This is a genomic window from Bradyrhizobium campsiandrae, assembly GCF_014529705.1.
GTDB lineage: Bacteria > Pseudomonadota > Alphaproteobacteria > Rhizobiales > Xanthobacteraceae > Bradyrhizobium > Bradyrhizobium campsiandrae.
The window spans coordinates 17781-27678 of record NZ_JAANIH010000092.1 but is presented as its reverse complement, the minus strand read 5'-3'; the positions used below and the strand labels follow the sequence as shown (position 1 = coordinate 27678).

Annotated in this window: 14 protein-coding genes; 5 read left to right on the top strand and 9 right to left on the bottom strand. The window is 64.1% G+C overall.

What is annotated here, in order from left to right:
- Window positions 1-954: methyl-accepting chemotaxis protein (locus tag G8O24_RS39090; RefSeq protein ID WP_188107840.1), on the top strand; the 954-nt coding region annotated here is incomplete at its 5' end.
- 17 nt (window positions 955-971) lie between these two features.
- On the opposite strand, the gene G8O24_RS39085 is transcribed toward G8O24_RS39090, so the two are convergent.
- From G8O24_RS39085 to G8O24_RS39070, 4 genes are all read right to left on the bottom strand, one after another.
- Window positions 972-1391, bottom strand: coding sequence for a hypothetical protein (locus G8O24_RS39085; protein ID WP_188107839.1), 420 nt, complete (start codon window positions 1389-1391; stop codon window positions 972-974).
- Window positions 1392-1681: 290 nt separating this feature from the next.
- Window positions 1682-2467 (bottom strand): glycosyltransferase family 32 protein, encoded by a 786-nt coding sequence (locus tag G8O24_RS39080; protein ID WP_188107838.1) that lies wholly within the window; start codon window positions 2465-2467, stop codon window positions 1682-1684.
- Between the two features lie 81 nt (window positions 2468-2548).
- On the bottom strand, window positions 2549-3154 hold the full coding sequence (gene leuD, locus G8O24_RS39075) for a 3-isopropylmalate dehydratase small subunit (RefSeq protein WP_188107837.1): 606 nt from the start codon (window positions 3152-3154) through the stop codon (window positions 2549-2551).
- A 106-nt stretch (window positions 3155-3260) separates the two neighbouring features.
- Window positions 3261-3830 (bottom strand): pyridoxamine 5'-phosphate oxidase family protein, encoded by a 570-nt coding sequence (locus tag G8O24_RS39070; RefSeq protein ID WP_188107836.1) that lies wholly within the window; start codon window positions 3828-3830, stop codon window positions 3261-3263.
- Window positions 3831-3930: 100 nt separating this feature from the next.
- Between G8O24_RS39070 and G8O24_RS39065 the strand changes: the two genes are divergently transcribed.
- Window positions 3931-4749 (top strand): helix-turn-helix transcriptional regulator, encoded by an 819-nt coding sequence (locus tag G8O24_RS39065; protein WP_188107835.1) that lies wholly within the window; start codon window positions 3931-3933, stop codon window positions 4747-4749.
- Here G8O24_RS39065 and G8O24_RS39060 read toward each other — a convergent pair.
- Window positions 4737-5135, bottom strand: coding sequence for a metallopeptidase family protein (locus tag G8O24_RS39060; protein WP_188107834.1), 399 nt, complete (start codon window positions 5133-5135; stop codon window positions 4737-4739). The genes G8O24_RS39065 and G8O24_RS39060 overlap by 13 nt on opposite strands.
- 156 nt (window positions 5136-5291) lie before the next feature.
- On the opposite strand from G8O24_RS39060, the gene G8O24_RS39055 reads away from it, so the two are divergent.
- From G8O24_RS39055 to G8O24_RS39045, 3 genes are all read left to right on the top strand, one after another.
- A complete protein-coding gene (locus tag G8O24_RS39055; protein ID WP_188107841.1) occupies window positions 5292-5573 on the top strand; it encodes a hypothetical protein in 282 nt (93 codons plus the stop codon).
- A gap of 20 nt (window positions 5574-5593) precedes the next feature.
- Complete coding sequence (locus tag G8O24_RS39050; protein ID WP_188107833.1) at window positions 5594-5854, top strand: hypothetical protein; 261 nt, start codon at window positions 5594-5596, stop codon at window positions 5852-5854.
- Between the two features lie 135 nt (window positions 5855-5989).
- Complete coding sequence (locus G8O24_RS39045; RefSeq protein ID WP_188107832.1) at window positions 5990-6541, top strand: hypothetical protein; 552 nt, start codon at window positions 5990-5992, stop codon at window positions 6539-6541.
- Between the two features lie 54 nt (window positions 6542-6595).
- Here G8O24_RS39045 and G8O24_RS39040 read toward each other — a convergent pair whose 3' ends face one another.
- From G8O24_RS39040 to trmD, 4 genes are all read right to left on the bottom strand, one after another.
- Window positions 6596-6805 (bottom strand): hypothetical protein, encoded by a 210-nt coding sequence (locus G8O24_RS39040; protein WP_188107831.1) that lies wholly within the window; start codon window positions 6803-6805, stop codon window positions 6596-6598.
- A gap of 84 nt (window positions 6806-6889) precedes the next feature.
- Window positions 6890-8296: a 3-isopropylmalate dehydratase large subunit gene (gene leuC / locus G8O24_RS39035; protein ID WP_188107830.1), complete on the bottom strand. Its 1407-nt coding sequence runs from the start codon at window positions 8294-8296 to the stop codon at window positions 6890-6892.
- 325 nt (window positions 8297-8621) lie between these two features.
- A complete protein-coding gene (rplS, locus tag G8O24_RS39030) occupies window positions 8622-9002 on the bottom strand; it encodes a 50S ribosomal protein L19 (RefSeq protein WP_188107829.1) in 381 nt (126 codons plus the stop codon).
- 110 nt (window positions 9003-9112) lie between these two features.
- Window positions 9113-9868: a tRNA (guanosine(37)-N1)-methyltransferase TrmD gene (gene trmD, locus G8O24_RS39025; RefSeq protein WP_188107828.1), complete on the bottom strand. Its 756-nt coding sequence runs from the start codon at window positions 9866-9868 to the stop codon at window positions 9113-9115.
- Between the last annotated feature and the right edge of the window lie 30 nt (window positions 9869-9898).

Sequence of the window (9898 nt, the reverse complement as noted above, 5' to 3'; positions counted from 1 at the left end):
ACCGACGTCACCGCGGAGAAGCTGAAGACCGCCGATCTCGCCGGTCAGATCGCGGCGATCGACAAGGCCCAGGCCGTGATCGAGTTCAACATGGACGGCACCATCATCACCGCCAACGCCAATTTCCTCGCCACGCTCGGCTATTCCCTGGACGAGATCAAAGGCCGCCATCACAGCATGTTCGTCGAGCCCAGCGAGCGCGACAGCGGCTCTTATCGCGAGTTCTGGGCGGCGCTCAATCGCGGAGAGTACCAGGCGGCCGAATACAAGCGGATCGGCAAGGGTGGAAAGGAGGTTTACATCCAGGCCTCCTACAATCCGATCCTCGATCTCAACGGCAAACCGTTCAAGGTCGTGAAATATGCCACCGACACCACCAGGCAGGTCCTGGTCCGCATGGGCAACGAGCGCGTCCGCGGCATGATGGAATCGGTCGCCGCCGGTTCGGAGGAGCTCAACGCCTCGGTGCGGGAGATCGCGGAAGCCATGACCAAGTCACGCGAGACCGCGATCGGGGCGGTCGAGCAGGTCGCCTCGGCCGACGCGCAGGCTCAGCGCCTCACGGACGCTGCGCAGGCGATGAGCGGCATCGTCGAGATGATCAACAACATCACCGGGCAAATCAACCTGCTCGCCCTGAACGCCACCATCGAATCCGCCCGCGCCGGCGAGGCCGGCCGGGGCTTCGCGGTGGTCGCATCCGAGGTGAAGGGCCTTGCCAATCAGGCCAAGCAGGCCACCGACAAGATCGCTCAGGAGATCGGCAGCCTCAACCAAATCTCCGGTGACGTCGTCGGCGCTTTGAACGCGATCAAGCAGGCGATCAACAATGTCAGCGAGTACGTGACATCGACCGCTGCGGCGATCGAAGAGCAGAGCACGGTGACGAGCGAGATGTCGACCAGCATGCAACGCGCGGCGACAGAAGCCGCCGCGATTGCCGGCCGCGCCTGACCGCGGCGAGGTGCCGCTCAGCGCGGCGCGATGTCCGCGCGTTCGAGCGAATCCAGCGTCGAGGCGTTGCCGCAATAGCCGTGATAGTTCTCCGCGGCGGTGCCCTCGGCGAGGTCGTGGTCGCACCGTCCCTTGTGACCGCAGAGCGCGCAGACCCGCTCCATGTCGCGCAGCAGCAGCGGCTGCGCGCGGCCGAGGCTTTCTGCGCTGATGCCGAGCTGTTCGAGCATCTTCGGCAGTTCGTCGGCGGAATGCTTGCCGTGGCGGACCAGCTCCTCCAGATCATCGGGCGCGATCCTGAGATCATTCGCGATCCGGTCGAAATCGGCGCGATCGAGCTGCCGCATCTCGTTCATCTCGCGACGATGCTTCACCCAGTTCGCAAAGGACTCGATGAGATCCTGGACGATGGGATAAGGCCTGCTGGCGGTGCTCATGGCGAAGCTCCATTCGGACGTCGGAATTGGAGCGAGATAAGCACAATGATGCTGGGGCGTGTTGCGCTGGATCAAATTGGGAATGCGGCGAGGACACCGCTCTCGTGTCCCAAAGGCATGCGGCGGTCTCGCAACAACCCCAGCTGTCGTCCCGGCGAAGGCCGGGAGCGCCATAACCGCAGGGAGGCGTTTGGCGATGACTCGGAGCCCGGTACGCCTACGATCCACGATCGATAGATTCCGCGGTATGGGTCCCGGCCTTTGCCGGGACCACAGCGGACGATTGGCGCTTAGCTAAACCGCTCCGCCGCCCACGCATACAGGCTGCCCGCAATCGGCTTTTCCCCGCCGCGGCCTTTTGGTGAGATGTGCAGGCCGATGATGTCGGGGTTGGCGACGAGGCCGAGATAGCTCGAGGGATCGAAGAACAGCCTTGGTTCGGCGTGCACCGCGTAGAACGACTGCTTGGGCAGCGCGTTGTGCAATTCGCCGGTGCGGCGCGCGAGCGCGGTGAGCGCGGCCGGCCCGTAGATCGCGACCCTGATATCGGAGAGACGGTTCGAGCCGCCGCGCAGGCGGCGCATCGCAAACGTGATGCGGTGGCGCAGCGACAGCCAGTTCGGCGTCAGCTCCTCCTGCTCCATCAACTCTTCGAAGGCGCGGACGATGCCGTGCCCTGGCGGCAGATAGATCACGGAATTGCCGAGCTGGCGCGGCCGCTCCCAGGCGAAGTAGGGTTTTGCCGGATCGATCTCGACGGGTTTGAGCAGCAACACGTCGGCGTCGAGCCAGAGGCCGAGATTCTTCGCCATCAGCTTCATGCGGAAGAAGTCGCTGAACTGCAGCGTGGTCCAGTCGCGCCAGCTTCCGTCCGGCTGCGGCGGCCGCAACCGTTCGGAGAAGGCATGCGGCAGGATTGCTTCCGCATCGGCATTGCTGACGCCGGCGGGAAGTCCGGGAATGGTGTCGAAGCTGTAGACGGTGACCTTGTGCCCGGCCGCGAGTTGCGAGCGCAGACAGGTCTGGCGCAGCGCGTCCATCGGGCCATGCCAGAAGGTGACGATCTCGGGCAACATGGGCGGAAGCTATACGGGATATCGAAGGCAAAGAAAAAGCCCCGGTGCCGACAGCACCGGGGCCGAAACGAAAGGTCCGCGTTACGCCCAGGCGCGTTCGCGCTTGAGCTTCTCTTCATAGCTGTCGATCGAGGACTTCTTCTCCATGGTGAGACCGATGTCGTCGAGGCCGTTGATCAGGCAGTGCTTGCGGAACGGGTCGATCTCGAACTTGACCTTGCCGCCGTCGGGACCGCGGATCTCCTGGTTCGGCAGGTCGATCGTCAGCGTCGCGTTGGCGCCGCGCTCGGCGTCGTCGAACAGCTTGTCGAGGTCTTCCTGGGAGACGCGGATCGGCAGAATGCCGTTCTTGAAGCAATTGTTGTAGAAGATGTCGCCGAACGAGGTCGAGATCACGCAGCGGATGCCGAAATCGAGCAGCGCCCAGGGCGCGTGCTCGCGGCTCGAGCCGCAGCCGAAATTGTCGCCGGCGACCAGCACCTTCGCATTGCGATAGGCGGATTGGTTGAGGACGAAATCCGGGTTCTCGCTGCCGTCGTCCTTGTAGCGCTGCTCGGAGAACAGCCCCTTGCCAAGGCCGGTGCGCTTGATGGTCTTGAGGTACTGCTTCGGAATGATCATGTCGGTGTCGACATTGATGATCTTCAGCGGCGCCGCGACGCCTTCCAGCGTGGTGAACTTGTCCATCTCAGGCTTCCCGGTTTTGCAGTCAGGGGAGGGCTGTTTAGCCCGGTTGATCAACGAATCCTAGGCCGGATTGCGCAAGGCCCAGGGGCCGAATCGAGGTTCGTCCTCAGCCTGGCGGAGCCATGCTGTCGGGGGCAAAGCCGGTCGGCAGGCCGTCGATGCTCTTCATGTTCTTCAGACCCCAGTATTTTCGCAAATTGTTGAGGCCCTGCTTTGTCCAGTAGCGCACGAGGCTGCCGCGCTCCTCTTTGTAGTCGAACAGGGGCACGCCCATACCGCACGAGGTCTGCACCAGCTCGACCGAGAGGCGGACGATCTGGCGTGCGCCGGCCATGTCCTCGAACCTGGGAATGAGCTCGCCGTACTCAGGCGTTCCGCGCATGATCGATCGGCCCTGCCCATAGAGCCGCAGAATCATCGGCGGACCATCGAAGGCACAAAACATCAGGGTCAGCCGCTTGTCGCTCGATGCCATCAGGTGCGCGCGGGTCTCGCTGCCGCTGCCGGTGCAATCGAGATAGGCGACGTCGTTTGGTCCGAGCAGCCGGAGCGACGACAGGCCCTTGGGCGACACGTTGATGCGTCCCTTCGGCGGAGCGCTCGCGACGAAGAAGATCTTCTGCCGCTCGATGAAAGCCCTGTGCTCGGGTTCGATCCCTGCGAATTGCTTGCCCATGCCTGCCCGTCCTTTTCCAAAGCGCGGCCGCGAGAAAAGGAGACTAGCATGCTTAGTATACCCGTTTAAGAATATCATTTATACTGGTATAAAAACCACCATGAAACGACCAGACCCGATCGGCCCGGCTCTATCGCTCAGCGCGTTCCTGCGGGCGCTCCGGGAGCGTCAGTCTCCCGCAGAATTCGGCCTCGCGGCGGGACCACGGCGGCGCACGCCCGGCCTGCGGCGCGAGGAGGTCGCCCAGCTCTGCGGACTGAGCGTCACCTGGTACACCTTCATCGAGCAGGGGCGCGATGTGTCCGTCTCTGCTCCGGCACTTGCGCGCATCGCCCGCGGATTGCGCCTGTCGCCTGCCGAGCGTGGTTATCTGTTCGAAGTCGCGGGCAAACGCGATCCCGAGCGGCCGGGCCACAGAGACGATCCGCCCGAGGCGATCCTCGCCTGCGTCGATGCAATCGATGGCCCCGCCTACATCCTCGATCGCACCTGGAGCGCGCGCCGATGGAATGCGAAAGCGTCCCTTCTGTTTGCAGGCTGGCTCGATGATGACGGCGAAAAAAATCTGCTGCGCTACATCTTCCTCAGGCCCGAGGCGCGAACCCTCATCCTCGACTGGACCTCACGCGCGCAGCGCGTTGTCGCCGAGTTCCGTGCCGCGGTGACGGCCTATTCCGACGACCCCGATATTCGCCGGCTGGTGGAGGAGCTGAGACTTGGAAGTCCAGACTTCGAGCGCTGCTGGGAGACGCAGGGGGTCTTGGCTCGCGAAGGCGGCGACCGCGCCTTCAATCACCCGACCATGGGGCTGCTGCACTATCAGCAGGTGTCGCTGTCGCTCGCGGGCTGGCCCGACTATCGGTTGACGATGCTTCTCCCGTCGCCGAGCCTCGATCAATCCACGTCCTACTCTGCCTGAGCCTCGATCGCTGCCATATCGTCGTCCGAGAGGCCGAAATGGTGGCCGATCTCGTGAATCAGGACGTGGCGGACGATATGGCCGAGGCTTTCGTCGTGCTCGGCCCAGTAATCCAGGATCGGCCGGCGGTAGAGCCAGACCATGTTGGGCAGTCGCGCCACGTCGCCAAGACTCTGCTGGGGCAGGCCGACGCCCTGGAACAGGCCGAGCAGGTCGAACTCGCTCTCGCATTCCATCTCGTCGAGGGCCTCCTCGGTGGGGAAGTCGTCGACGCGGATGATCAGGCCCTCGCAGAGCCCGCGAAACTCCGCCGGCAGCCGCTCAAAAATGTCGTGCGCCGTCACTTCCATCTCGGCCAGCGAGGGCGCTTTCAGGTCCGTCCACATGGGCTTGTCTTAGCGCGGGTTTCGCAGCGATGCATCCGGCTTTATAAGGACGCGAGGTTGACGGGCGCCGCCAAAACGGGGAGCGTGGTGCCCAAGGCGAGAATGGTCCGGGTGGGCAATAAAATGCGAGCAAAAACAGCGCTGACGCTACTGTGCATGGGGTTGTTTTCGCAGCTCGGCGTGAATGCCCAGGCGCAGACGTCTGGCAACGTTGTCCACATGGCCCAGGCGGTCTCGCCTGACGATGATGTTCCGCCGCCACGGACGCGGCAGAGACGTCTGCGCGTCACGCCCTACTATGCGCCCGACGGCGTCTATCCGCGCTACAATCCGGGCCCGGATGCGGTCCGCGAATGCAACGTCGCTTATGTGCAGGAGCACCGGCCCAGCGGCACCGTGATCACGCCGCATATGAGCTGCTATTGGCGCCGCGGCTGATCCGCGGAACGGAGGTCGTCATGACGCGATGGATCGCATTGGCCGTTACCATCGGGCTTGTCGCAACGCTGCCGCATGCTTCGGCGGCGCAGCGCGCGACCAAGCTGCCGGATGCCTCCGCCGGGCGCGCGGTGTTCGATGGGCGGCGGCACACGCGATACGATGTCGCGCATTACGTGCCGCGTCCTGATCCGCACTATTACGCGCGGCCTGTCTATTACCGCCCCTATCCCTACGGCGTGCCCGCGCCGTTCGTCATCGGCTACGGGCCGTTCTGGTGACGCGGCAATTTCGTTCATTCATGGCGCGTTCACGTCGCGGTTTCTAGTTTGATCCTCGGGAGCGACTGCAATTGAACAGCGCTGGCGCGCGACGCTGCGCCGCAAGCACGCTGTCCATATTCAGGGAGAGATTCCATGCTGAGGATGTTCGGTCCCGGGACAAGGTCGCTGCGCTTGCTCGGGCTTGCAGCCGTTGCGACGCTGATGCTGGCGCCTGGCACCGCGCGCCGCGCTGACGCGATGACGCCGATCAATCCGACGGCGTTGCCGGCAGCGAAGGCTGCAGGCGATGCCATGATCACGCAGGTCCGCTTTGGTGGCGGTGGTGGACATGGCGGCGGCGGACATTTTGGCGGCGGAGGTCACTTCGGTGGCGGAGGTCACTTCGGTGGTGCCCACATGGGCGGAGGTCATTTCGGTGGCTTCCACGCCGCGCCGGCCTTCCACGGCGGTGGCTATCGCTACGGCGGCATCCATTATGGCGGCTATCACCGTCACTGGGGCGGCGGCTATTATCGTCCCTATTACGGTTATCGCCACTTCCACCGGCGCTATTATTACGGCGGCTACTATCCGTACTATCACTATCCGCGCCGCTGCCGGGTCATCTGGACCTATTACGGCCCGCGCCGCATCTGCCGCTGGCACCATTGGCATCGCTGGCACTATCCGTACCGCTATTGGTAAGGGCGGTCGAAATGAAAAGGGCGCCCCAGCGGCGCCCTTTGTTCATCCGGTGGCCTAAAGCCAGTCCTTCAGCTTCCACGAGGCCGATGTCCAGCGCGTGAGGTTCTCGAGCTTCCACTGCTTGAACATCGCCGGCGGCCAGCGGCTGAGCTTCGAGGTCTCCTCGATCTCGGGCTTGGCGACGATGCGCAAGGGCGTCGTGCGCCGCCGGTGCTGGCGCGTGGCCTCGCCGATCAGATCGACATATTCAGGTTTGTTGGCCATGACACTGCGTCCTCGCGAGGACGCAGTGTCGGTGCTGGCGATTAACGGCGGTTTGCCGCGATCGCTACAATTGCAGGCAGTGGCTCAGCGCCAGTCCCTGACGTCGACGAAGTGACCCGCGATCGCCGCTGCCGCCGCCATCGCCGGCGACACCAGATGCGTGCGGCCCTTGAAACCCTGGCGGCCCTCGAAATTGCGGTTTGAGGTCGAGGCGCAGCGTTCCTCCGGAGCCAACTTGTCCGGGTTCATGGCGAGGCACATCGAGCAACCGGGCTCGCGCCATTCGAAGCCGGCCTTGATGAAGATCTTGTCGAGACCTTCGGCCTCCGCCTGCTCCTTCACGATGCCGGAGCCCGGCACGACCATGGCGTTGACGGTGCCTGCAACCTGCTTGCCTTCCGCGATCTTGGCGGCGGCGCGCAGGTCCTCGATGCGGCCATTGGTGCAAGAGCCGATGAAGACGCGGTCGAGCTTGATGTCGGTGATCTTCGTGCCCGCCGTCAGGCCCATGTACTTCAAGGCGCGATGCTTGGAGAGGCGCTTGGCCTCGTCCGCGATCTTGTCAGGATCGGGCACGATGCCGGTCACCGAGATCACGTCCTCAGGGCTGGTGCCCCAGGTCACGATCGGCGGCAGCTTTGCCGCATCGAGGCGCAGTTCGTGGTCGAAATGCGCGCCTTCGTCGGAGCGCAAGCCTTCCCAATAGCGCATCGCTGCGTCCCAGGCCGCGCCCTTCGGCGCCTTCGGACGGTCGCGCAGGAAGTCGTAGGCCTTCTGGTCGGGCGCGACGAGGCCGGCACGTGCGCCGCCTTCGATCGACATGTTGCAGACCGTCATGCGGCCTTCCATCGAAAGCGAACGGATCGCGTCGCCGGCATATTCCAGCACGTAGCCGGTGCCGCCCGCGGTGCCGATCTCGCCGATGATGGCGAGAATGATGTCCTTGCCGGTGACGCCGTCAGGCAATTTGCCATCGACGGTGACGCGCATGTTCTTCGCCTTCTTCTGGATCAGCGTCTGCGTCGCCAGGACATGCTCGACCTCTGAGGTGCCGATGCCATGCGCAAGCGCGCCGAACGCACCATGCGTCGAGGTGTGGCTGTCACCGCAGACGATGGTGGTGCCGGGCAGCGTAAAGCCCTGCTCGGGGCCGATGACGTGGACGATGCCCTGGCGCTTGTCGAACTCGTTGTAATATTCGATGCCGAATTCCTTGGCGTTCTCGGCCAGCGCCTTGATCTGCTCGATGCTTTCCGGATCCGGATTCGGCTTGGTGCGGTCGGTGGTCGGCACGTTGTGGTCGACGACGGCGAGCGTCTTCTCGGGCGCGTGGACCTTGCGCCCGGTCACGCGCAGGCCTTCGAACGCCTGCGGCGAGGTCACTTCGTGCACCAGGTGACGGTCGATATAGAGCAGGCAGGTGCCGTCCTCGGCTTCGTGCACCAGATGGTCGTTCCAGATCTTGTCGTACAGGGTGGTCGGCTTGGACATGAGCTTGAGCTCCGGGAATGTTGGTAACGGATATGCGCGGTCACGCGCGGGGCAACCATTTCGTCTTCAGCGCAGCCTTTAAGCTGCGGGACTAAGCTCTGACGTTGCCGAGGTCGCGAAGCGTCCGAAGAACCGGCCAGGCAACCGCGAGCGATCATCGATGACGATGCGCTGGGGGCTTACGAAGCTGGTCAGATCTGGAAACATTCCAGGGATATATAGCAGGCCGAATTGGAATCGCGAGGGCTTTGACGCGCGCGGCTGACGCAACAAAAAAGCGCGGGGTTTTGCCCCGCGCTCTCGGAAACTCGTCTGGTCGCGAAGCTTACTCGTTGACGGCCTTGGCGTGCTCGGTCTTCTCGACGATACGAGCCGACTTGCCGCGGAGATTGCGGAGATAATAGAGCTTGGCACGACGCACCTTGCCGCGACGCACCACCTTGATCGAGTCGATCATCGGCGACATCACCGGGAACACGCGCTCGACGCCTTCGCCGTAGGAGATCTTGCGGACGGTGAAGCTCTCGTTGAGGCCACCGCCGGAACGGCCGATGCAGACGCCTTCATAGGCCTGCACGCGGGTGCGGTCGCCTTCGACGACCTTCACGTTGACAATCACGGTGTCGCCGGGACCGAATTCCGGAATGTCCTTGCCGGCGGCGAGCTTGTCGAACTGCTCTTGCTCGAGCTGCTTGATCAGGTTCATGGGTAAATCTCCATCGGCGCGCCCAGCCGTGAGAATCGGGGGCTGCGCGAAATTCGTTGATCCAGCTATTGCGGATGTGGGCGCTCCTATAAGGCAAGCCGGAGCGTTTGTCACCCGTCTGTCTTGTTTTTTGGCGTTTTTTGGCGTCCGGGCCGATTCGGGGCTTTGGGCGGGATTTGGGCCCATAAATCGGGTCGCCGGGCCGCCGTCAGGGCCTCGGACTGCGCCCGTCGCCAGCCAGCGACCTTGGCGTGGTCCCCGGAGGTCAGGATCTCAGGGATCGGAACCCCCTCAAACAGTTGCGGGCGGGTGTATTGGGGGTATTCGAGCAGGCCGTCCGAAAAGCTCTCCTCGGTTCCCGAGGCTTCCTTGCCCATCACCCCCGGCAAGAGCCGGACGCAGGCGTCGATCAGGGCCATCGCGGCGATTTCGCCTCCCGAGAGCACGTAATCCCCGATCGAGATCTCCTCGAGGCCGCGGGCGTCGATCACCCGTTGGTCGATGCCCTCGAAGCGCCCGCAGACGATCAGCGGGCCGGGACCTTGCGCCAGCTCCACGACCCGGGCCTGGGTCAATGGCCGACCCCTGGGGCTCATCAGCAGGCGCGGTCGCTCCGGGCCAATCTCGGCGGCATCGATCGCCGCCGCCAGAACGTCGGCGCGCAGCACCATGCCCGGGCCGCCGCCGGCCGGGGTGTCGTCGACGCTGCGGTGGCGGTCGGTTGCGGAGTCCCTGATGTCCCGCGCCTCGATCTGCCAGAGACCGGAGGCCAGCGCCCGCCCGGCCAGGCTCACGCCGAGCGGTCCAGGAAACATCTCCGGAAACAGCGTCAGCACGGTCGCGCGCCAGGGTGAGGGATTGGTCATGGCCGCTGGTTAGGGCATTGCGGCCGGGAG

Coding starts and splice junctions, on each gene's coding strand:
- G8O24_RS39045 (WP_188107832.1), top strand. CDS start 5,990: ATGCTGAGGATGTTCGGTCCCGGGACAAGGTCGCTGCGCTTGCTCGGG.
- rplS (WP_188107829.1), bottom strand. CDS start 9,002: ATGAACCTGATCAAGCAGCTCGAGCAAGAGCAGTTCGACAAGCTCGCC.
- leuD (WP_188107837.1), bottom strand. CDS start 3,154: ATGGACAAGTTCACCACGCTGGAAGGCGTCGCGGCGCCGCTGAAGATC.
- G8O24_RS39065 (WP_188107835.1), top strand. CDS start 3,931: ATGAAACGACCAGACCCGATCGGCCCGGCTCTATCGCTCAGCGCGTTC.
- G8O24_RS39040 (WP_188107831.1), bottom strand. CDS start 6,805: ATGGCCAACAAACCTGAATATGTCGATCTGATCGGCGAGGCCACGCGC.
- G8O24_RS39080 (WP_188107838.1), bottom strand. CDS start 2,467: ATGTTGCCCGAGATCGTCACCTTCTGGCATGGCCCGATGGACGCGCTG.
- G8O24_RS39055 (WP_188107841.1), top strand. CDS start 5,292: ATGGGGTTGTTTTCGCAGCTCGGCGTGAATGCCCAGGCGCAGACGTCT.
- G8O24_RS39070 (WP_188107836.1), bottom strand. CDS start 3,830: ATGGGCAAGCAATTCGCAGGGATCGAACCCGAGCACAGGGCTTTCATC.
- G8O24_RS39050 (WP_188107833.1), top strand. CDS start 5,594: ATGACGCGATGGATCGCATTGGCCGTTACCATCGGGCTTGTCGCAACG.
- trmD (WP_188107828.1), bottom strand. CDS start 9,868: ATGACCAATCCCTCACCCTGGCGCGCGACCGTGCTGACGCTGTTTCCG.
- G8O24_RS39060 (WP_188107834.1), bottom strand. CDS start 5,135: ATGTGGACGGACCTGAAAGCGCCCTCGCTGGCCGAGATGGAAGTGACG.
- G8O24_RS39085 (WP_188107839.1), bottom strand. CDS start 1,391: ATGAGCACCGCCAGCAGGCCTTATCCCATCGTCCAGGATCTCATCGAG.
- leuC (WP_188107830.1), bottom strand. CDS start 8,296: ATGTCCAAGCCGACCACCCTGTACGACAAGATCTGGAACGACCATCTG.